General features: G+C 71.8%; 19 protein-coding genes and 2 tRNA genes. 14 read left to right on the plus strand and 7 right to left on the minus strand.

The window, feature by feature from the left end; translation table 11 throughout:
- The 9 genes from gyrA to L332_RS22820 all read left to right on the plus strand — a co-directional run bounded on the left by gyrA (position 1) and on the right by L332_RS22820 (position 8,802).
- On the plus strand, positions 1-2,652 hold the full coding sequence (gene gyrA, locus L332_RS22780; RefSeq protein ID WP_021010612.1) for a DNA gyrase subunit A: 2,652 nt from the start codon (positions 1-3) through the stop codon (positions 2,650-2,652).
- Positions 2,649-3,056, plus strand: coding sequence for a DUF3566 domain-containing protein (locus L332_RS22785; protein WP_021010613.1), 408 nt, complete (start codon positions 2,649-2,651; stop codon positions 3,054-3,056). Before gyrA ends, L332_RS22785 begins: the two co-directional genes overlap by 4 nt.
- 62 nt (positions 3,057-3,118) lie before the next feature.
- Positions 3,119-3,195 (plus strand) — tRNA-Ile (locus L332_RS22790).
- 32 nt (positions 3,196-3,227) lie between these two features.
- Positions 3,228-3,303: transfer RNA gene (locus tag L332_RS22795), tRNA-Ala, on the plus strand.
- Positions 3,304-3,501: 198 nt separating this feature from the next.
- Positions 3,502-4,893 (plus strand): threonine/serine exporter family protein, encoded by a 1,392-nt coding sequence (locus L332_RS22800; RefSeq protein ID WP_021010614.1) that lies wholly within the window; start codon positions 3,502-3,504, stop codon positions 4,891-4,893.
- 178 nt (positions 4,894-5,071) lie between these two features.
- A complete protein-coding gene (locus L332_RS22805) occupies positions 5,072-6,856 on the plus strand; it encodes a BCCT family transporter (protein WP_021065000.1) in 1,785 nt (594 codons plus the stop codon).
- Complete coding sequence (locus L332_RS22810) at positions 6,856-8,157, plus strand: DUF2254 domain-containing protein (protein WP_021065001.1); 1,302 nt, start codon at positions 6,856-6,858, stop codon at positions 8,155-8,157. The genes L332_RS22805 and L332_RS22810 overlap by 1 nt, the downstream gene beginning before the upstream one ends.
- Positions 8,158-8,178: 21 nt before the next feature.
- Positions 8,179-8,613, plus strand: a complete 435-nt coding sequence (locus L332_RS22815; RefSeq protein WP_021010617.1) for an NUDIX hydrolase — start codon at positions 8,179-8,181, stop codon at positions 8,611-8,613.
- Positions 8,614-8,616: 3 nt separating this feature from the next.
- Complete coding sequence (locus L332_RS22820) at positions 8,617-8,802, plus strand: hypothetical protein (protein ID WP_021010618.1); 186 nt, start codon at positions 8,617-8,619, stop codon at positions 8,800-8,802.
- Between the two features lie 78 nt (positions 8,803-8,880).
- Here L332_RS22820 and L332_RS22825 read toward each other — a convergent pair whose 3' ends face one another.
- On the minus strand, positions 8,881-9,480 hold the full coding sequence (locus L332_RS22825) for a hypothetical protein (protein ID WP_021010619.1): 600 nt from the start codon (positions 9,478-9,480) through the stop codon (positions 8,881-8,883).
- A gap of 141 nt (positions 9,481-9,621) precedes the next feature.
- Here L332_RS22825 and L332_RS22830 point away from each other — a divergent pair, with 141 nt between their 5' ends.
- Positions 9,622-10,161: a peptidylprolyl isomerase gene (locus L332_RS22830; RefSeq protein WP_021010620.1), complete on the plus strand. Its 540-nt coding sequence runs from the start codon at positions 9,622-9,624 to the stop codon at positions 10,159-10,161.
- Positions 10,162-10,167: 6 nt separating this feature from the next.
- Entirely contained in the window at positions 10,168-11,034 is an 867-nt protein-coding gene (locus L332_RS0115290) for a rhomboid family intramembrane serine protease (RefSeq protein WP_021010621.1), read from the plus strand.
- 56 nt (positions 11,035-11,090) lie between these two features.
- Here L332_RS0115290 and L332_RS22835 read toward each other — a convergent pair whose 3' ends face one another.
- A complete protein-coding gene (locus L332_RS22835) occupies positions 11,091-11,351 on the minus strand; it encodes a cell division protein CrgA (protein WP_021010622.1) in 261 nt (86 codons plus the stop codon).
- A 40-nt stretch (positions 11,352-11,391) separates the two neighbouring features.
- Between L332_RS22835 and L332_RS22840 the strand changes: the two genes are divergently transcribed.
- From L332_RS22840 to L332_RS22850, 3 genes are read left to right on the plus strand one after another with little or no spacing between them, the layout of a single operon-like run.
- Complete coding sequence (locus L332_RS22840; RefSeq protein WP_021010623.1) at positions 11,392-12,156, plus strand: class E sortase; 765 nt, start codon at positions 11,392-11,394, stop codon at positions 12,154-12,156.
- Complete coding sequence (locus L332_RS22845) at positions 12,156-12,344, plus strand: hypothetical protein (protein ID WP_021010624.1); 189 nt, start codon at positions 12,156-12,158, stop codon at positions 12,342-12,344. The genes L332_RS22840 and L332_RS22845 overlap by 1 nt, the downstream gene beginning before the upstream one ends.
- Entirely contained in the window at positions 12,341-13,009 is a 669-nt protein-coding gene (locus L332_RS22850) for an anthranilate synthase component II (protein ID WP_021010625.1), read from the plus strand. The genes L332_RS22845 and L332_RS22850 overlap by 4 nt, the downstream gene beginning before the upstream one ends.
- Positions 13,010-13,027: 18 nt before the next feature.
- Here the strand turns inward: L332_RS22850 and pknB are convergent, their stop codons facing one another.
- From pknB to L332_RS22875, 5 genes are all read right to left on the minus strand, one after another.
- Positions 13,028-14,881: a Stk1 family PASTA domain-containing Ser/Thr kinase gene (gene pknB, locus L332_RS22855; RefSeq protein WP_021010626.1), complete on the minus strand. Its 1,854-nt coding sequence runs from the start codon at positions 14,879-14,881 to the stop codon at positions 13,028-13,030.
- A 95-nt stretch (positions 14,882-14,976) separates the two neighbouring features.
- Positions 14,977-16,716, minus strand: coding sequence for a protein kinase domain-containing protein (locus L332_RS22860; RefSeq protein ID WP_021010627.1), 1,740 nt, complete (start codon positions 16,714-16,716; stop codon positions 14,977-14,979).
- Positions 16,713-18,194: a peptidoglycan D,D-transpeptidase FtsI family protein gene (locus tag L332_RS22865; RefSeq protein ID WP_021010628.1), complete on the minus strand. Its 1,482-nt coding sequence runs from the start codon at positions 18,192-18,194 to the stop codon at positions 16,713-16,715. The genes L332_RS22860 and L332_RS22865 overlap by 4 nt, the downstream gene beginning before the upstream one ends.
- Entirely contained in the window at positions 18,191-19,597 is a 1,407-nt protein-coding gene (locus L332_RS22870; protein ID WP_021010629.1) for an FtsW/RodA/SpoVE family cell cycle protein, read from the minus strand. The genes L332_RS22865 and L332_RS22870 overlap by 4 nt, the downstream gene beginning before the upstream one ends.
- Entirely contained in the window at positions 19,594-20,835 is a 1,242-nt protein-coding gene (locus L332_RS22875; RefSeq protein WP_021010630.1) for a PP2C family protein-serine/threonine phosphatase, read from the minus strand. Before L332_RS22875 ends, L332_RS22870 begins: the two co-directional genes overlap by 4 nt.
- Between the last annotated feature and the right edge of the window lie 2 nt (positions 20,836-20,837).

Here is a 20,837-nt window from a genome sequence, read left to right on the forward strand (position 1 = left end):
ATGACTGACGAGACCACCCCTGCGGAGCCCTTCGACCGCGACGCCCCCAACCACGGCGCGATCGAGCAGGTCGACCTGCAGCTCGAGATGCAGCGCTCGTACCTCGACTACGCGATGAGCGTCATCGTCGGGCGAGCGCTGCCGGAGGTGCGCGACGGCCTCAAGCCCGTGCACCGCCGCGTGATCTACGCGATGTACGACGGCGGCTACCGGCCCGACAAGGCCTTCTCGAAGTGCTCGCGCGTCGTCGGCGACGTCATGGGGCAGTACCACCCGCACGGCGACACGGCGATCTACGACACCCTCGTGCGCCTCGTGCAGCCGTGGAGCCTGCGCTACCCGCTCGCACTCGGGCAGGGCAACTTCGGCTCGGCCGGCGACGACGAGGCGGCGGCCCCGCGGTACACCGAGACGAAGATGTCGCACCTCGCGCTCGAGATGGTGCGCGACATCGACGAGGACACCGTCGACTTCCAGGACAACTACGACGGCCGCACCCAGGAGCCGTCGGTGCTGCCCGCGCGGTTCCCCAACCTGCTCGTCAACGGCTCGGTCGGCATCGCGGTCGGCATGGCCACGAACATCCCGCCGCACAACCTCCGCGAGGTCGCCGACGGCGCGATCTGGCACCTCGAGCACCCGGAGGCGTCGAAGGAGGAGCTGCTCACGGCGCTCACGGAGCGCATCAAGGGCCCCGACTTCCCGACCGGGGCGCAGATCCTCGGCACGAAGGGCATCGAGGAGGCGTACCGCACGGGCCGCGGCTCGATCACGATGCGGGCGGTCGTCACGGTCGAGGAGATCCAGGGCCGCACGGCCCTCGTCATCACCGAGCTGCCCTACCAGGTGAACCCCGACCGGCTCGCGGTGCGCATCGCCGACCTCGTGAAGGACGGCAAGCTGCAGGGCATCGCGAACATCGAGGACCAGACCTCGGGCCGCACGGGCCAGCGCCTCGTCATCACGCTCAAGCGCGACGCGGTCGCGAAGGTCGTGCTCAACAACCTCTACAAGCAGACGCAGCTGCAGGAGAACTTCGGCGCGAACATGCTCGCGATCGTCGACGGCGTGCCGCGCACGCTCTCGCTCGACGGCTTCATCACGCACTGGGCCGACCACCAGGTCGAGGTCATCGTCCGCCGCACGCAGTTCCGCCTCGCCAAGGCCGAGAAGCGCATGCACATCCTCGAGGCCTACCTCAAGGCCCTCGACGCGCTCGACGAGGTGATCGCGCTCATCCGTCGCTCCTCGACGACCGAGGCTGCTCGCGACGGGCTCATGGAGCTGCTCGACATCGACGAGGAGCAGGCGAGCGCGATCCTCGAGATGCAGCTGCGGCGGCTCGCGGCGCTCGAGCGGCAGAAGGTGCACGACGAGGCGGAGGAGCTCACCGTGCGCATCGCCGACTACAAGGAGATCATCGCGAGCGTGACGCGGCAGCGGCAGATCATCGTCGACGAGCTCCGCGAGATCGTCGACCGGCACGGCGACGACCGCCGCACCGAGATCATGCACGGCTACGGCGGCGACGTCTCGATGGAGGACCTCATCCCCGAGGAGCAGGTCGTGATGAGCCTCACGACCGGCGGCTACATCAAGCGCACGCGCATCGACCAGTACCGCGCGCAGCACCGCGGCGGCAAGGGCGTGCGCGGCGCGCAGCTGCGCAGCGACGACATCGTCGAGCACTTCGGCGTCACGTCGACGCACGACTGGCTGCTGTTCTTCACGAACTTCGGCCGCGTCTACCGGATGAAGGCGTACGAGATCGCCGAGGCGGGCCGCGACGCGAAGGGCCAGCACGTCGCGAACCTGCTCGCCTTCCAGCCCGACGAGCGCGTGCAGACCGTGCTGCAGCTGCGCCGCTACGACCAGGCCGACTACCTCGTGCTCGCGACGCAGCAGGGCCAGGTGAAGAAGACGCGGCTCGAGCTGTTCGACACGAACCGCTCCGGCGGCATCATCGCGATCAACCTCGCCGAGGACGACCGCGTCATCTCCGCGATGCTCGCGAACTCCGACGACGAGATCCTCGTCATCAGCAAGCAGGGCCGGGCGGCGCGCTTCGCCGCGACCGACGAGGCGCTGCGGCCCATGGGCCGCGCGACGGGCGGCGTGCGGGGCATCCGGCTCAAGGACGGCGACGAGGCGCTCGCGGCGATGGTCATCGGCGACGACGGCTACGTCTTCGTCGTGACGGAGCAGGGCTTCGGCAAGAAGACCCCGGTGGCCGACTACCCGTCGAAGGGCCGCGGCACGCAGGGCGTGCTCACCTTCTCGTCGGGCGACCACGACCGCGGCGCGCTCGTCGGCGCGACGATCGTGCACGACGGCGACGAGCTGCTGCTCATCCGCAGCTCCGGCAAGGTCATCCGCTCGAGCGTCGACGAGGTGCGCGCGACCGGCCGCACGACGATGGGCGTGCAGTTCGCCGAGAAGTCGACGACCGACCTCGTGATCTCGATCGCGCGCAACGTGGAGGAGGAGGTCGAGGACGCCGCGAACCAGCCGGCCACGTCGCCCGCGCAGGATGCGCAGACCGGCGTCGCCCAGGTCGCGATCGCGGAGGCGGAGGACGCTATCGTGGACGCCACGGACTCGGCCGACGCCGATTCGACCGACGACGAGCCCACCGAGGAGACCGACGAATGAGCATCGCCGAGAAGCTGCAGAGCAAGACGCCTCGGCGCAGCGGCTCGAGCAAGCAGGTGAGACTGCGCCTCGTGCACATCGACTTCTGGTCGGCCATGAAGGTCTCGGCGGTGCTCGGGCTCGTGCTCGGCATCGTCCAGGTCGTCGTGGTCTTCGTGATGTGGAGCCTGCTCCAGGTCGTCGGGCTGTTCGGCAAGGTCGACGAGGTGATGCGCGACATCCTCGCCGATCCCGAGTTCGCGATCACGTCGCTGCTGTCGCTGCCGCAGGTGATGATGTTCACGCTGCTCGTCGCGGTGCTGAACTTCGTCGTCATCACGGTGCTCGGCGCGGTCATCGCCGTGCTCTACAACCTCTCGGTGCGGCTGACGGGCGGCCTGCAGGTCGGCTTCGCCAACCAGTAGGCCGAGCGCGCGCCGTGGTCCCGAGCACACCGGCGCGCGTGGTAGCATCGATGATTGTGCTCGGGGCTATAGCTCAGGCGGTTAGAGCGCTTCGCTGATAACGAAGAGGTCCCTGGTTCGAGTCCAGGTAGCCCCACCACGCACAACTCCCACGGCCGGCCCGCCGGCCACGGGGCCTTAGCTCAGTTGGTAGAGCGCCTGCTTTGCAAGCAGGATGTCGGGAGTTCGATTCTCCCAGGCTCCACCACTGGTCCCCGAGACCCGCGCGCGAGGAGCGTGCTCGCCTCGGACTCCGCGCGCACCGCGATCGTCACCGGCTCCGGCATCGGCCGCGCGACGGCCGTCGCCCTCGCCGAACTCGCGCCTCGAGAGCGACGCTTGGCGCGAGGCCTGAGCAGCTCCCGGCATCCCCGCCGGCCTCCCGGCGGATGGGAGGATGGGAGGGATGGACGGACGGCAGGACTGGCGGCAGCGCATCGCGCGCGCGATCCGCACCGACCCCGCCTCGCGGGCGATGACGGAGGCGCTCCTCACGATCGACGAGGTGCACGCGCGGAAGGTCATCGACCTCGCGATGCGCATCGCCGAGGCGCTCCTGACGGTCGGCGCCTCGGCGAACGACGTGACGCTCGCGACGACGCGCGTCGCCGCCGCGCTCGGCATCCGCCCCGTGCACGTCGACGTGACGTACAACTCGATCGGCGTCTCGTACCACCGGGGCCACGACGACCTGCCCATCACCCTCATCCGGGTCGTGCGGGCGCCCGTGCCGGACCACGCGAAGCTCCAGCGGCTGCAGGCGCTCGTCGTCGAGATCGAGGGCGGGCTCGACCTCGAGCACGCGCGCGCCCGCTTCGACGCCATCCGCCGCACGCCCTTCCTCTACCGGCCGACGTTCGTCGTGCTCGCGCAGGGGATGCTCGCGGTCGGCGTCACCGTGCTCTTCGGCGCCTCGTGGATCATCGGGCTCATCGCCTTCCTCGCGTCGTGCGCGGCGGCGGTCGCGCAGCGCGGCATGGCGAGGCTGCGCGTGCCGTTCTTCTTCTCGCAGATCGTCGGCGCGCTCGTCGTCACGGCCGCCGCGACCGCGACGAGCGCGCTCGCGAGGCTCGGGGTGCCGCTGCTCGCCGACGTGCGGCCCTCGATCATCATCGCCGCCGGCATCGTGCTCATGCTCGCGGGGCTCTCGGTCGTCGGGGCCGCCCAGGACGCGATCGACGGCTTCTCGCTCACCGCGGGGGGACGCATCCTCGACCTCGTGCTCTCGACCCTCGGGGTCGTGATCGGCATCCTCGGCGGGCTCTCGCTCGCCCGCACGCTCGGGCTGGGCTTCGCCGTCACGAGCGAGGCGCCAGCGCTCGGCTCGCTGCCGCTGCAGTTGACCGGCGCGGTCATCATCGCGGTCTCGGTCGCGATCATGAACGGCGCCCGCCTCCGCACGACGCTCGTGAGCGCCGTGCTCGGCGGGCTCGCCTGGATCGGCTTCACGATCGGCTCGGGGGCCGGAGCGGGCGCGCCGGTGGCGAGCGGGGTCGGCGCGCTCGTCGCGAGCCTCGTCGGCATCATCATCGGGCACCGCCTGCACGTGCCGTCCATCGCGGTGACGACCGCCGCGATCGTGCCGCTCGTGCCGGGCTACGCGGTCTTCCGGGGGCTGCTGCAGCTCGTCGAGTCCGACGGCTCGGCCGCGAGCCTCGTGCTCGGGGTCGCGACGCTCATCGGCGCCGGCGCGGTCGGCCTCGCGCTCGCATCGGGCGCCTCGCTCGGGCTCTTCCTCGGTGCCCCGCTGCGCGATTCCGTCGAGAGCAGGATGCGCGGGCGCGCTCGCCCTCGCTGACCCGCGGCCCTCACTTCGCACCCAGCGGGTGGGACTAGCGTTGCGGCGTCACGGACGCGCGTCCCGCGCGTCGACCTCGAGCACTGGAGGACGGATGGGCGAGCCCGAGACGGTCGGAGAAGGTTCCGGGAGGCGCCCTTGGCAGCCCCGCCGGAAGCCGCTGCATCCCGCGCTCGACGTGCCGCCGCGAGCCGGCGGCGGCCCCGAGCGCCGGCCGATCGACCGCGTCGTGTTCGGCGTCGCCGCGGCGGTCGCCCTCGCGTTCGTGATCTGGGGCGCCGTCGGCACCGAGTCGCTCGCGACGGCGTCGTCCGCCGGCCTCGACTGGGTGGTCGGGAGCACCGGTTGGCTCTTCGCGCTCGCCGCCTCCGGATTCGTCATCTTCGTGATCTGGATCGCCGCGAGCCGCTTCGGGCGCATCCCGCTCGGGGATGACGGCGAGGAGCCGGAGTTCAGCACCGTCTCCTGGATCGCGATGATGTTCTCCGCCGGGATGGGCATCGGCCTCGTCTTCTTCGGCGTCACCGAGCCGGTGAGCCACCTCGTGGCGCCCCCTCCCGGCACCGGCGGCGGCGATGAGGCCCAAGCCGTGCGCACCGCCATGGCCACGACGATGTTCCACTGGTCGCTGCACCCGTGGGCCATCTACTCCGTCGTCGGGCTCGCGCTCGCCTACAGCGTCTTCCGGAAGCGCCGCGCGCTCACGGTCTCCGCGGCCTTCACGAGCCTCCTCGGCTCCCGCACCGTCGAGGGTCCCATCGGTCGCGCGATCGACGTCTTCGCGATCTTCGCGACGCTCTTCGGCTCGGCGACGTCGCTCGGCCTCGGCGCGCTCCAGATCGGCTCGGGGATCGAGGTCGTCGCGGGACTCGGCGAAGTGGGCAACGGGCTGCTCATCGCCGTGATCGCGGTGCTGACGCTCGCCTTCGTCCTCTCCGCCGTCTCGGGCATCTCCCGCGGCATCAAGTGGCTCTCGAACACCAACATGGTGCTCGCGGGGATCCTCGCGCTCTTCGTGTTCGTCGTCGGGCCCACCGTCTTCATCCTCAACCTGCTGCCGACCACGATCGGCGGCTACGCCGAGCAGCTCGCGGTCATGTCGGCGCGCACCGAGGCGGCCGGCGGCGAGGAGGTCGCGGCCTGGCTCTCGGGCTGGACGATCTTCTACTGGGCATGGTGGGTCAGCTGGACGCCGTTCGTGGGCATGTTCATCGCGCGCATCTCGCGCGGCCGCACGATCCGCCAGTTCGTCACCGGGGTGCTCGTCGCGCCCACGCTCGTCTCGCTCGTCTGGTTCGCGATCTTCGGCGGGCTCGGCATCGACCTCGAGCTCGGCGGCACCGACCTCGGCAGCAGCGGCACGCCGGAGTCGACGCTGTTCCAGGCGCTCGCGGAGCTGCCGCTCGCGCAGATCTCGTCGATCGTCGTCATGGTGCTCGTGGCGATCTTCTTCATCTCGGGCGCCGATGCCGCATCGATCGTCATGGGCACGCTCTCGCACCGCGGCTCGCTGCAGCCCTCGCGCGCGACCGTCATCTTCTGGGGCGTCGCGACGGGTGCCGTCGCGGCGATCATGCTGCTGCTGGGCGGTGAGGATGCCCTCACGGGCCTCCAGCAGGTCACGGTCGTCGCCGCCCTGCCGTTCGTCGTCGTGATGATCGGGCTCGCGGCGGCGCTCGCGAAGGACCTCGCGCTCGATCCCATGGTCGTACGGCGCCGGTATGCCGTCGCGGCGGTCGAGCAGGCGATCGTCGCGGGCGTCACGGAGCACGGCGACGACTTCCAGCTCACGGTCGAGCAGACCGCGCCGGGGGAGGGCGTCGGCGAGCTCGTCCCGACGCAGTCCGTCGACCCGACGCTCGCGCCGGCCGACGAGCACCGGCCGGACGAGCACTGGCGGGGTGCCGAGGCGCGGCCGGACGGCGGTGCGAGCGGCCCTCCGCAGGCCCCGACCGGAGCATGATGCACGGCGGCGCCGATGTCGGACCGGCCGACGTCAGCGCGCTGCCGAGGACTCGGTCGAGCAGCGCGTGGCAGCGCGCGTGGCGTCCGTTCTGGGTGCTGCCGATGGCGATCGTGGTGGCGTCGGTGCTCGCCGGCTACCTCGTGCCCGAGCTCGACCGGCTCGTGGGCGATGAGCTCCCCTACGTCTTCCCCGGCGGCCCCAGCGGCGCGAGGGACATGCTCGGCACCATCGCGGGTGCGATGATCTCGGTGACCGGGCTCGTCTTCTCGATCACGATGGTCGTGGTGCAGCTGGCGAGCAGCCAGTACAGCCCTCGAGTGCTGGGCGACTTCCTCTCGAACCGGGTCACGCAAGCGACCCTCGGCATCTTCGCCGCGAGCTTCACCTACGCGCTGACGGTGTTGCGCTCGGTGCGGGGCGAGTCCGGCGACGGCGGCGCGTTCGTGCCACAGGTGTCCGTCACGCTCGGCTTCGTGCTGGTGCTCGCGAGCGTTGGCATGTTCCTCGCGTTCATCCACCACATCACCCGGTCGATCCAGGTCTCGTCGATCGTGTCGCACCTGGGCAGCGCGACGGTCGACGTCGTCGACGGCTACTACCCGGAGCCGACCGGCCTGCGCGCCCTGCCGGCGCGCGACTCCTGGCAGCCCGAGGGCTCGCTCGAGGCGCGCACGGTCGAGGCGCGGCAGCACGGGGCGATCGTGGAGGTGGATCACCGCGAGCTCGTCGCTCGCGCCGTCGACCTCGATGCCGTGATCGAGGTGCTGCTCCCGGTGGGTGACTTCGCGGCCGAGGGCCGACCGGTGCTGCGGATCTGGCACGAGCCCGGGCTCGGAGCGCTCGGCGAGGACGCGCTCGACGCGCTGCGAGGTCTCGTCGTGGTCGAGCAGGATCGCATCCCGGGCCAGGATCCGGCCCTCGGCGTGCGCAAGCTCATCGACATCGCGGACCGTGCGCTCTCGCCGGGGATCAACGACCCGGCGACGGCGGTGCAGGTGCTCGACGAGGTCCACCGGATCCTCCGCCGAGCGGTGACGCGGGCCGATCTGCCCGCGCTCGTCCGGAGCGGCGGGGTCGTGCGGCTCGTGCATCGGCCTCAGCGCGTGGAGCAGCTCATCGACCTCGCGCTGGCGGAGCCGCTGCACTACGGCCGCGGGTCGTTGCAGGTGCCGCGGCGGATCGAGGCCATGCTCGACGACCTGGCGCAAGTCGCGCTGGCGGCGCATCGGCCGGCGATCGCCCGCTGGCGCGAGCGCGCACAAGCCGTCGTCGCGGCCCAGCAGCAGCCGCAGCCGTAGCCGTAGCCGTAGGATGACCGGATGCGCATGCGAGTGGCCGCCTACGCCCTGATCACGAGGGGCGAGGGCGACGAGCGCGAGATCTTGCTGCCGCACTGGAACGAGGGCGACATGGCCGGGTGGACGCTGCCGGGAGGCGGTGTCGAGCCCGGCGAGCATCCCGCGGACGGCGCCGTCCGCGAGGTGCGCGAGGAGACCGGCTACGACGTGCGGCTCACGAGCCTGCTCGGCGTCGACTCCGCGGTGCTCCCCACGACCGCGCGCGGCGACGAGATGCAGGCCCTGCGCATCCTCTACCGCGCCGAGATCACCGGCGGCGAGCTCGCGGTCGAGGTCGACGGCACGACCGACGACGTCGCGTGGCACCGGCTCGCGGACGTGCCGGCCCTGCGCCACGTGCACGCGGTCGACTGGGCGATCCGGCACATCGACGACCACGGCTCGCCGCTCCGCTGACCCATGCATCCCCTCATCGTCCTCGGCATCGGCCTCATGGTCGTCTCGTGCGTCATCAGCGGCATCGACTCCGTGCGCACCATGCGCCAGGGTCGCGAGCCCGAGCGACGCATCCGCTCGTTCATGCTCGCGGCCGGCATGCTCGTGCTCGGCGGCATCCTCGTCGCGATCGGCGCCGCGCTGTCCTGACCGGCACGACCGAGGCCTGATGCGCGCACGACGAAGGGCCCCCGCGGACGGGGGCCCTTCGCTCGCGGCTCAGACGGCTCAGGCCTGGGGGGCGCCGGCCTCGGGGCCGTCGGCGATCCCGCCGGACGGCTGGTCGAACGGGCGCGCGGGCGCGTCGACGGCGGTGTCCTCGGCGTCGGGGATCCACAGGTCGTCGTCGGCGCGCAGGGTCTGCCACGCGGCGTAGGCGGCGCTCACGACGGCGACCGAGCCGACGCCGATGAGGATCCACTGCCAGGCGTTCGGGCCCGACTTCGCCGGCGTCGACGGGGCGAGGTCGGGGACCGTCGCGTAGCGGCGGACGTTGTCGATCGCGCTCTGCACGCGCTCGTCCTTGCCGATGGACGCGAGTGCGGCGACCGAGCCGAGGCCCGTCGCGAGCGCGGGCACGACACTCGAGTTCCAGCCGCGGGCGGCCTTCGAGAGCCTGTCGATGCCGGCCTCCTTGCCGCGGTGCACGACGCGCTCGGCGGCGGGGCGCAGCGTCTCGGCGCTGTAGGCGCGCGCCTGCTCGCGAGCCTCGCGGGCGAGCGCAGCCGCGTGGTGGTTCACCGCGCGCTGCTCGGCCATGAGCTTGTCGGCCTGCTTGCGGAGCTTCTTGACCTGCTTCGCGCGCTTGCGCGTCAGTTCGAGCGACATGTCTGTCCTTCCGTCGTGGAGCCTGCGCGTCATCCTTGCAGGTTTTCCTGGACGCGTCACCCACGCTCCGAGGGTTTCGCTCTCGCCGAACCAGGCGCTCGTGCGCGGCTGTCGCCAAGCGCGCTGTGGGAGGATCGGGGCATGGCTCATCACACCGCTGTCGCGACCATCCGCACGAACCTCGGCGAGATCAAGGTCAACCTCCTCGGCGACCACGCCCCCAAGACCGTGCAGAACTTCGTCGAGCTCGCCACGGGCAAGCGCGAGTGGACGCACCCCGGCACCGGCAAGACCTCGACCGACCCGCTCTACGACGGCGTCGTCTTCCACCGCATCATCCCCGACTTCATGATCCAGGGCGGCGACCCGCTCGGCCAGGGCGTCGGCGGCCCCGGCTACCAGTTCGACGACGAGATCCACCCCGACCTCGACTTCAACGCGCCCTACGTGCTCGCGATGGCCAACGCCGGCAAGATCGCGGGCCGCGGCACGAACGGCTCGCAGTTCTTCATCACGACCGTCGCGACGCCGTGGCTGCAGGGCAAGCACACGATCTTCGGGCTCGTCGAGGACGAGGCGTCGCGCGGCGTCGTCGACGCGATCCAGGCCGTCGCCACCGACGGCCGCGACCGCCCGCTCGAGGACGTCGTGATCGAGACGATCGAGATCGCCGAGGCCTGAGCCGAGGTGTCATCCCCAGCGCCCGCCGACCGCTGCTACCGGCACCCCGACCGCGCGAGCTGGGTGCTGTGCCAGCGATGCGGGCGCACGGTGTGCGGCGAGTGCCAGCAGCCGTCGCCCGTCGGTGTGCGCTGCCCGGAGTGCGTGCGCGAGCTCGCCGCCGAGCAGCGCACCCTGCAGCGGCAGGTGCGAGCGGCGAGCGGTGCGCCGCGCAGCGCCGTCGGCCGGCGCGCGCGCCGCTGGTTCGCGCAGCCGGCACCCGTGACGATGTCGATCCTCGTCGTCACGGTGCTGCTCGGCGCGCTGCAGCTGCTGCCGGGCGACATCGCGGCGTCGCTGCTGTTCTTCCTGCCGTACTCGCTCATCGAGCCGTGGCGCTTCGTCAGCTACGCGCTCGTGCACGCGGGCGTGCTGCACCTCGGCTTCAACATGCTCATCCTGTGGCTCATCGGCCCCTCGATCGAGCAGCGCATCGGCAGGCTGCCCTTCCTCGCCGCCTACGTCGTGAGCGCGGCGGGCGCCGCGGTCGCGATCTCGTGGCTGACGCCGCTCTCGGCGGTCGTGGGCGCGTCGGGAGCCATCTACGCACTCTTCGGCATGGTCATCGGCATGCAGCGCATGGTGGGGCGGGTGCAGCCGAGCATCCTCATCATCGTCGCCATCAACCTCGTGCTGACGTTCGTGATCAGCAACGTCTCGTGGGCGGCGCACGTCGGCGGGCTCGTCATCGGGCTCGCGCTCGGCTTCGGGATCGGCGCCGTGCACGAGCGGCTGCGCGGCGATCAGGCGGCGAAGGCCGCGTGGCTCGTCATCGGCGGGATCGCGGTCGTGCTCGCGGCGCTGTTCGCGCTGCGGCTCGCCTCGATCCTCTGAGGTCGTTCTCCACAGCTCTCTCCACAGCTGGGGAGAACTACACCAGTGTGATTCGACTACTTCCAGCGCGTCGTCATGATGAAGCCGATGAACATCACGCCGAAGCCGATCACGATGTTCCAGGAGCCGAGCTGCGCGATGGGCAGCGTCGTGCCCGAGACGTAGTAGACGATGACCCAGAGGAAGCCGACGATCATGAAGCCGAACATCACCGGCTTGAACCACGCCGGGTTGTGCTGCTCGTCGTGCGGCGAGCGCTCCTTCGCCGACCGGTTCCGATCGGCCTTGGCCCTCTCGACGGACTTCTCGCTGCTCATGGCACCCCATGCTAGTGCAGTCGCCGCCTAGGATTGAGCGGTGGCAGCCCTCGACGCTCGCGCCCGCCGCTCGGCGCGCCCCCGGCGCCGAGCGACCGTCTCGAGCGTGCTCGGCGAGCTGCTCCTGACCGCGGGGGTGCTCGCGCTCGGCTACGCCGGCTGGCAGGTGTGGCTCTCGGACGCGGTGCTCGGGGCGCAGCAGCAGCAGGCGGCCCGCGCCTTCGCCGCCGACCTCGTGCCCGAGCACCTCGAGCGCGGAGCGATCGCCGACGCATCCGCCCTCCGCACCGACGAACCGCCGCTCGAGGCGGCTCCCGCCGACCGCGAGTCGTTCGCGATCATGCACATCCCGCGGCTCGGCGAGTTCGAGCGCGTCGTGGGGGAGGGCACGAGTCGCGCGGTGCTCGACAGCCTCGACCAGGGGCTCGCCCACTACCGCGAGTCGGCGATGCCCGGCGGGCTCGGCAACTTCGCGGTCGCCGGGCACCGCAACGGCCAGGGCGGGCCGTTCACGCACCTCGACGAGATGCGCATCGGCGACCGCGTCTACGTGCAGACGGCGAGCGCGTGGCACGTCTACGAGTTCCGCAACCACGAGTACGTGCCGCCGACGGCGGTCGGTGTCGTCGCGCCCGTGCCGCAGCTGCCGCACGTGCCGGCGGACGGGCGCTACCTCACGCTCACGACGTGCAACCCGGAGTGGTCGGCGGCCGGCAGGCTCATCGCCTACGCCACCTGGGTAGGCTGGCAGAGTGCCGCCGACGGCATGCCGCTCGAGCTCGCCGAGACCCTCGGGAGGGCGTGATGTACGCGGCCCTCTGGCGGGCGCTGCCCGGCCCGTGGCCCGTGCGGCTCGCGATCGTGCTCGCGCTGCTCGCCGTCACCGCCTACCTGCTCGTCTTCCACGTCTACCCGTGGGTGATGCAGACCTTCTTCCCGACCCCCGATCCGACCTTCGCCGGATCCGACCGCAGATCGAGTGCCCTCGCATGACCCGCATCCTCGTCGTCGACAACTTCGACAGCTTCGTCTACACGCTCGCCGGCTACCTCCAGGAGCTCGGCGCCGACGTCTCGGTCGTGCGCAACGACCGGGTCGACGCGCGCGGCATCGCCGAGTGGGACGCCGTGCTGCTCTCGCCCGGGCCGGGCACCCCGGCCGACGCGGGCGTCTCGATCCCCATGGTGCACGCCGCGATCGACGCCGGCACGCCGCTGCTCGGCGTGTGCCTCGGGCACCAGGCGATCGCCGAGGCGCTCGGCGGGGTCGTCACGCACGCGCCCGAGCTCATGCACGGCAAGACGAGCCTCGTCGAGCACGATGGCTCGACCGTCTTCGAGGGGCTCCCGAGCCCGCTCACCGCGACGCGCTACCACTCGCTCGCGGTCGTCGACGGGACGGTGCCGGATGCGCTGCGCGTGACCGCGCGGACCGTGCCCGACCCGGAGGGCGACCGGAGGGCGGGCGGCGTCATCATGGCGCTCGAGCACCGCGACGCGCCCGTGTGGGGCGTGCAGTTCCACCCCGAGTCGGTGCTGACGGAGGGCGGCTACCGGATGCTCGGCAACTGGCTCGAGTCGGCCGGGCTCGACGGCGCCGCCGAGCTCGCCGCGGGCCGCGCGCCGCTCGTCACGCTCGCCCCGCCGCCGCAGCGCTGAGGGCTCGCGCGCCGCGGTTCAGCCGCCGCCGCCGTTCCGACCGCCGTTGCCGTTGCCGTTGCCGTTGCCGTTCCCGCCGTTGCCGCCGTCGTCGCCGTCGTCGTCGCCGGGAGGCGGCGCGGGGGCGGGATCGGCCGGCGGCGTGCTCTGCCGCGGGGGCGCGGGCGGCGCGGCGCGGCGCACGCAGTACGTCACGGTGACGCTGCTGCCCTGCGCGACGTCGCTCTCGGCCGCGACCGACTGCGCGGTCACGACGTTCGCGGCGGTGCACGCGGTGGTCGTCGACCGCCGCACCGACAGCCCGAGGTTCTCGAGCTGCGACTGCGCGCTCGAGAGCGACTGGCCGACGACGTCCGGCACGGTCACGAGGCCGTTCGAGAGCTGGATGTCGATGGTCTCGCCGCGCGTGACGTCGGTGCCGGCGCTCGGCTCGGTGCTGATGACGCGGTCGATCGCGACGGTCGGCGACGTCGCGCGCGAGACCTCGCCGACGACGTAGCCCGCGGCTTCGAGCGCCTGCCGCGCCTGCTGCTCGGTGAGGTTCGCGACGCTGATGAGCGGCACAGGCGGCGGCCCGTTGGAGACGACGATCGTCACCGGGCTGCCGGGGGAGAGTCGCACGCCGGGCCCGGGCTCCGAGCGCAGCACCGTGCCGAGCTCCGCCTCGTCGATCATCCGGCGCACCTCGGCCTCGAGGTCCGCGGCCTCGACGGCCGCGATCGCCTCGTCCTCGGTGAGGCCGGCGACCTCGGGCACGTTCGTCGAGAGGCCTGCGATCGGGAGGTTGAGGAAGTTCGTCGCCCACGCGACGGCGACGACGACGAGCACGGCGATGAGCGCCGCCGCGCCCCACAGCCACGCGACCGGCGGTCGGCGGTCGCGCTGCGTCGCGACCGGTCCGCCCTCCGCCTCGGGCTCCGGCTCGTCGGCGGTGAGGGCGGCGAACATCGTCGTCGCGGCGCCGATCTCGAGCGGCGCCGTCTCGGTCTTCTCGAAGGGCACGAGCACGCCCGCGAGGGCGTCGTCGAGCGCTTGCTTGAACTCGGTCGCCGACTGGAAGCGGTCGTCGCGCGGCTTCTCGAGCGCCTTCGCGACGATCGAGTCCATCTCGGGCGTGATGCCGGGCGTGATCGACGACGTCGTCGGGGGCTCCTCGGCGACGTGCTGGTAGGCGACGCCGACCGGGGTGTCGGCCTCGAAGGGGGCGCGGCCGGTCAGGAGCTCGAAGAGGATGACGCCGGTGGAGTAGAGGTCGGTGCGGGCGTCGACGGCCTCGCCCCTCGCCTGCTCGGGCGAGAAGTACTGGGCCGTGCCGAGGATCATGCCGGTCTGCGCGACGTTCGCGCTCGTCTCGGAGACGGCGCGGGCGATGCCGAAGTCCATGACCTTGATCTGGCCGCCGGGCGTGACCATGACGTTGCCGGGCTTGATGTCGCGGTGCACGATGCCGGCCCGGTGCGAGTACTCGAGGGCGGTCAGGATGCCCTTCGTGATCCGCACGGCCTCCGACTCGGGGAGCGGACCCTCGGCGATGATGTCCTTCACCATCCGGCCGTCGACGTACTCCATGACGATGTACGGCACCGCGGCCGGCTGGCCGCTCGAGTCGACCGCGGGCTCCTCGCCCGCGTCGAAGACGCGCACGACGGTCGGGTGCGACATGCGCGCCGCGGACTGCGCCTCCTGGCGGAAGCGCGTGCGGAACTCGGGATCCCGCGAGAGCTCGGGCTTGAGCAGCTTCACCGCGACCTGGCGGTCGAGCCGGGTGTCGCGCGCGAGGTGCACCTCGGCCATGCCGCCCTGCCCGATGAGCTCGCCGATCTCGTAGCGGTCGCCGAGGGTCCGCAGCGACGCGATGATGCTGTCGGTCATCGCGGCTCCTCTCCTCGTGCGTGGCTCGCCGCTCCCCGGGACGGGGGATCGGTCGATTCTACGTCAGGGCCGCTCGACGGCCCCGGCCGGGCGCCTCACGGCTCGGTCGTGGGCTCCGGCGTCGGGGTCGGCGTGGGCGTCGGGGTCGGCGTGGGCTCCGGCTCGGGCTCCTCCTCGGCCACCGCGGTGATCTCGAGCGCGGGCGACGAGCCGCTCGTGAGCGGCTGCCCGCCCTCGACCTCGCAGCTGAACGTGTAGGTCACGGTCGTCGTGCCCTCGCCGAGCCCGGGCGCCAGGATGTCGAAGCCCTCGACGGGCGTCACCTGGTCCTGCACCCGGCCGTCGGGCCACGTGATCGTCGCGACGTAGTCGCCGCGCGTGTAGCCGGAGGGGCACGTCGCGGCGTCCCACACGATCGACGGGGTCGCGCCGACCTCCTGCGCGGCGGGGTCGGAGCCGTCGCCGAGCCGCGGTGCGGCGGTCGGGTCGTCGATCTGCGCGACCGCGCTGTGGATCGTGCCGGCGATCGTCGAGCCCTCCGGCACCGGGCCGGTCGGGGCGACGGCATAGATGCGGCCCACGAGCGCGGGGTCGGTCGCGGGCTGGCCGGTCTCGACCGCGGGCACGAGGTTCAGCGCCTCGACCGCGTCGCGGAACTCCTGCTCGTCCATGCCCTCGAACTGCTCGAGCGAGATGTCGACGAGCGCGGCGGACTGGCTCTCGGAGCCGGGCGTCGACGCGGCCGGATCGGGTCGCTGCTGGTTGAAGAGCATGAGGGCGATCGCGACGCCCGCGGCGACGAGCAGCACGGCGAGGATGACGACGGGCCAGATCCACGGGTTGGTGCGGCGCTTCCGCTCCTCGACCGCGGTCGTCGCGCTCGTCACGGGCAGCGCGGCGGTCGCGGGCGACGACTGCGTCGTGATGACGCGCGTCGCCGCTTGCGTCGGCGAGTCGATCGTCGCGAACGAGTCGGTCGACGCGATGCCCGGCACGATGGCGGCGGCGCCGGCGATGTCGCCGCGGCGCAGCATCGTGGCCGCGCGCGAGAGGTGCGCGGCCGACGTCGGCCGGTCGGCCGGCGTCTTGGCGATGCACGAGAGCACGAGGTTGCGCACCGGCTCAGGGATCGTGCCAGGGAGGTCCGGCGGCGCGTCGTTGATGTGCGCCATCGCGATCGCGACCTGCGACTCGCCCGTGAACGGCCGCCGCCCCGCGAGGGCCTCGTACGCGACGATGCCGAGCGAGTAGATGTCGGTCGACGGGGCCGCCTGCTGGCCCGAGGCCTGCTCGGGCGAGAGGTACTGCACCGTGCCCATCACCTGGCCGGTCGCGGTGAGCGGCACCTGGTCGGCGATCCGCGCGATGCCGAAGTCGGTGATCTTCACGCGCCCCTCGGGCGTGATGAGCAGGTTGCCGGGCTTGACGTCGCGGTGCACGAGCCCCGCCTGGTGCGCGGCGTGCAGGGCCGCGGACGTCTGGGCGACGATGTCGAGCACCTTGTCGGCCGAGAGCGTGCGGTCGCGGTCGAGGATCGCGCTGAGCGGCTCGCCCGGCACGAGCTCCATCACGAGGAAGGCGCTGCCGTCCTCCTCGCCGTAGTCGAAGACGTTCGCGATGCCCTCGTGGTTGACGAGCGCCGCGTGCCGGGCCTCGGCGCGGAAGCGCTCGAGGAACCCGGGATCGCCCATGTACTCGTCCTTGAGGATCTTGAGCGCGACGGTGCGCCCGATCACCTGATCGGTCGCCTGCCAGACCTCGCCCATGCCGCCGATGGCGATCCGGCTGGTCAGCTGGTATCGCCCACCGAAGGTGAGTCCGCTGGATGGTCTCATGAGTTCAGCACCGCCTCGATCACTGCTCTCCCGATAGGTGCGGCGATCACGTTTGAAGTATCACCGACGATGTTCTCACTAGGCACGACCACGACGGCGACTGCCACGCTCCGTTCGCCCAGCTCTCCGTACCCCGTGAACCACAGGTTGAACGGCTCGCCCCGCTCGCCCGTCTCGGCGGTGCCCGTCTTGCCGCCCACGGTCGCGCCCGGCACGGCCGCGTTCGACGCGAGCCCCTCGGTCACGCCGCGCTCCATCGCGCCGCGGAGCGCCGTCGCCGTCGCCGCCGAGATCGGGTTGGCGAGGATCTCGGCCTCCGGGTCGTCGACGACGTCGAGGTTGGGCGCGAGCACGCGATCGACCATCTGCGGGCGCAGCATCGTGCCGTCGTTGTTGATCGCGGCCGAGACCATCGCCATCTGCAGCGGCGTCACGCGCACGTCGAACTGGCCGAAGCCCGTGAGCATGAGGCTCGGCTCGTCGAGCTGCGCCGGGTACTGGCTCGGGGTCACCCGCAGCGGGATCTCGAGCTCCTGGCCGAAGCCGAAGGCCTCGGCCTGCTGCCGCAGCGCGTCGGCGCCGAGCTCCTGCGCGAGCAGGGCGAACTGGATGTTGCACGAGAGCACGATCGCCGTCTCGAGCGTCGCGGTCTCGTCGGGCCCGCACGGCCCGCGCGTCGCGTTGCGCACGACCGCCGTCGATTGCGGCAGCTGCAGCTCGACGGGGTTCTCGAACTCGGACTGGAGCGTGTAGCGGCCCGATTCGAGCGCCGCGGCCGCGGTGATGAGCTTGAAGACCGAGCCGGGGAAGTAGAGGTCGCCGGCGATCGTGCGATTGACGAGCGGGTCGCCCGGGTCGTTGAGCAGCCGGTCGTAGACCTCCCGGACGCCGGCGATGTCGTGCGAGGCGAAGGCGTTGGGGTCGAAGGTGGGGCTCGAGTGCATCGCGAGCACGTCGCCCGTCTCGGGGTCGATCGCGATGACGGCGCCCTCGCGGTCGCCGAGCCCCTCGGCCGCGGCCTGCTGCGCGGCGCTGTCGATCGTGAGCTCGACCGAGGCGCCGGAGGGGTCCTGGCCCGTGAGCGTCGCGAGCACCTGCTCGAGGAACTGGCTGTTCGCGGTGCCCGTGAGCTCGGCGTTCATCGCCTCCTCGATGCCGCTGTTGCCCTGGCCGAGCGTGTTGTACCCGGTGACGGATGCGTAGAGCGACCCGAGCGGGTACTGCCGCTGCCACTCGAACTCGTCGTCCGACGGGGTCGAGAGCGCGACCGGGACGCCGTCGACGACGATCGAGCCGCGCTCGACCGAGAAGGAGTCGAGCAGCGTGCGCGTGTTGCGCGCATCCGTGTGCAGCGCATCCGCCTGCACCGCCTGGATCATCGTCGACGAGCCGAACAGCGCGACGAACATCACCATGAGCAGCATGCTCACGCGGCGGATCGGCCGGCGCATGCTCTGCTCCCGCTCGGCGCTCGTCATGCGATCCCCCTTCCGCGCACGGAGTCGCTCAGCCGCAGCAGCAGCGCCACGATGAGCCAGTTGGCCAGCAGCGAGGAGCCTCCTGCCGCGAGGAACGGCGTCGTGAGCCCCGTGAGCGGGATGAGCCGCGTGACGCCGCCGACGACGATGAAGACCTGCAGGCCGATCGTGAAGGCGAGCCCGACCGCGAGCAGCTTCGTGAAGTCGTCGGGGCCCTGGAAGCCGATGCGGATGCCGCGCGAGACGAGGATGAGGTAGAGCCCGAGGATCGCGAAGATGCCCACGAGCCCGAGCTCCTCGCCGAGCGAGGGGATGATGTAGTCGCTGTTGGCGTAGGGCGTGATGTCGGGCCTGCCGAGCCCGAGGCCCGTGCCGAGCAGCCCGCCGTGCGCCATCCCGAACACGCCCTGCACGATCTGGTACGAGCCGCCCTGCGCGTCGTAGACGCTCGGGTCGAAGGCGTGGATCCACGCCCCGATGCGGCGCTGCACGTAGCCGAGGGCGAAGTAGGCGGCGATGCCGCCGAGCGCGACGAGCCCGAGCCCGATGACCATCCACGAGCGGCGGCCGGTCGCGACGTAGATCATCACGAGGAAGAGGCCGAAGTAGAGCAGCGAGGTGCCGAGGTCGCGCTGGAAGACGAGCACGAGCAGGCACATCGCCCACACGATGAGGATCGGCCCGAGGTCGCGCACGCGCGGGAAGCGGATGCCGAGCACCTTGCGCCCGACGACCGAGAGCGAGTCGCGCGCGGTCATGAGGTAGCCGGCGAAGAAGATCGCGAGCGCGATCTTCGCGAGCTCGCCCGGCTGCAGCGAGAGCACGCTGCCGAGGCCGATCCAGACCGTCGCGCCGTTGATCGTGCGGCCGAGGCCCGGCACGAGCGGCAGCACGAGCAGGATGATCGCGGCCGCCATCGCGAGGAAGCGGTAGCGCGCGAGCACCCGGTGGTTGCGGATGACGACGATCGTCGCGATCGCGATGAGCAGCGCGATGCCCGTCCAGGCGATCTGCCGCATCGAGGCGGCGTCCCAGCCCGTCGCGCCCTCGGCGATGTCGATGCGGTAGATCATCGCGATGCCGAGGCCGTTGAGCACCGTCACGACCGGGAGGATGATCGCGTCGGCCTCGCGGGCGACGACGCGGAGCGCGATGTGCAGCGCGAGGGTGAGCAGGCCGAGGAGCCCGGCGAGCTGCAGCGGCATCATGTCGACGCGCTGGAGCGCGCCGAGCTGCACGAGCACCATCGCGCCGCCCGCGAGCACCCAGGCGATGACGAGCAGGAAGAGCTCGAGGTTGCGCAGCTTCGCGGGGTTGCGGATGCGCACCTTGATCGCCTCGGTGACATCGCGCAGCTGCACGATGCCCGTCTGGAGCGCGGTGGGAGCGGTGCGGTCGGTCATGGCGATCGCTCCAGCCTCTCGACGATGGCCTGCGCGTCGGCGAGCGACTCGGCCGAGATGGTCTGCTCGATGCTGCGCTGGTTGAAGGGCGTGAGCTCGGCGAGCTCGATGTCGGTGCTCTCGATCTCGGTCGCGAGCACGAACGGGCCGATCTGCTGCTGGATGCCCTGGTAGATCGCCACGTTCCCCGAGTCGTTGACGCCGACGAAGAAGCGGTCCTGGGTCCAGCTGTAGAACATCGCGCTGAGCGTCACCGCGAGGGCGATCGCGAGCACCGCGCCGATCGACCAGCTGATGCGGCGGTTGCGGCGCATGCGGCGCTGCTCGGCGAGCAGCTCCTGCAGGAACTCCTCGCTCTCGGGCTCGAAGTGCTCGAACGCCGGCTGCATGCGCGCCTGCCGCGGGTGCAGCAGCAGCTGCGAGAGGCTCAGCGACGTGCGCTCGGGCTCGACGGCCTCGTAGCTGATGGGCGCGGCGGCGGAGCCGACGGTCGTCGGCTCGACCGCCGACGACCGTCGCTCGTCGATGTCGACGACCACGACCGTGACGTTGTCGGGCGCTCCGCGCGAGAGCGACTCGTTCACGAGGCGCTGCACGGTCGAGGGGGTGTCGAGCCGCTGCTCGAGGATCGCGCGGATGCGGTCCTCGTCGACGTACGACGACAGGCCGTCCGAGCACACGAGGTAGCGGTCGCCCGGCAGCGCGTCCTCGACCCACGTGTCGATCTCGGGATCGGTCTCGATGTTGCCGAGCACGCGCATCACGACGTTGCGGCGCGGGTGGTGCTCGGCCTCCTCGCGCGTGATGCGGCCGGCGTCGACGAGCCGCTGCACGAAGGTGTGGTCGGTCGAGAGCTGCTCGAGCGCGCCGACGCGGTAGCGGTAGATGCGGCTGTCGCCGATGTGGGCGACGCCGAGCCGGTCGCCGACGCGGATGATGCCCGACGCCGTCGTGCCCATGCCCGAGAGCTCGGGGTGCTCGAGCATCGCCTGCTGCAGCGCCTCGTTGCCGGCCCGGAGCGCGTCGGCGAGGGCCTGCGCCGCTTGCTCCGCGCTCTCGTACTCGACGTCGGCCTCGCGCACCTTGCGGGTGACGATGGCGCTCGCGACGTCGCCGCCCGCGTGCCCGCCCATGCCGTCGGCCACGAAGCTCAAGTGGGCGCCCGTGTAGCCCGAGTCCTGGTTCTCGGTGCGGATGCGGCCGACATGGCTGATGGCGGCCGCGAGCGGTGCGCTCAAGC

The sequence above is a fragment of the Agrococcus pavilionensis RW1 genome (assembly GCF_000400485.1).
In the GTDB taxonomy this organism is placed as follows: domain Bacteria; phylum Actinomycetota; class Actinomycetes; order Actinomycetales; family Microbacteriaceae; genus Agrococcus; species Agrococcus pavilionensis.